1 pseudogene is annotated in these 647 nt (G+C 56.7%); it reads right to left on the bottom strand.

Annotation, left to right across the window (positions count from 1 at the left end):
- Positions 1–393 precede the first annotated feature (393 nt).
- Positions 394–647: pseudogene (locus tag MOV76_RS39355) on the bottom strand (hypothetical protein); the annotation flags it as partial.

Below are 647 nucleotides of genomic sequence, written 5' to 3'. Positions count from 1 at the left end.
CCGCCGCCCAGCATGCTAAAGCCAGATCCAATCATGCCCTCAAGGCATGGCCGAACGCTATATGCGACGGCTTGCCGACAATCGTCTGCACTCGACCATCAGGCCGGCACATGGCTTGAGAGGCTTGCCGCTTGCCGCTTGCCATGCGGAGCCCGCTAAAATTGGCCTTCATTTAAGCAGTTTCGGGTGATGTGTGGAACATGCAGCGCGAAGGGTGCCGTCAGAATTTCCGATTCCAACTAATCTTTCCGCCGGCCTTTCTGATTTCGCCGCCTCAGGCAACGGAACCATATGCGGTGTAGCTGCTGACAGAACCCGTTGCGCGCTTGATAGTTATGCGACCTATGGCGCGGCGATCAGGATGAGACGCGCGCGACAATCTGGATGAGATTCTTATGTCGCGGTCGGGATGAAGTTATCATGTTGATTGTCGCTGGCAAGAGCTTCATCGTGGTCTGATTGCCGCTCCGCGACAAACTGTGCGGTGCCTTTGATTGTCGCGAATGAGGCTGGCCTGCCGCGCTGGCGTTTGGCCTCCATGGCGGAACGTCGTCGATAGCTTTCGACGTTCATTTCGAAGATCGTTGCGTGATGAACAAGTCGGTCCACCGCGGCACCCGCCCGCAGGCATAGTTTGATAGTTGCAG

This window comes from Rhizobium sp. PRIMUS64, from assembly GCF_023006465.1.
GTDB classification, from domain to species: domain Bacteria; phylum Pseudomonadota; class Alphaproteobacteria; order Rhizobiales; family Rhizobiaceae; genus Rhizobium; species Rhizobium leguminosarum.
Note: the sequence above shows the minus strand (reverse complement) of the source record. Positions and strands in the feature narration are given on the sequence as shown.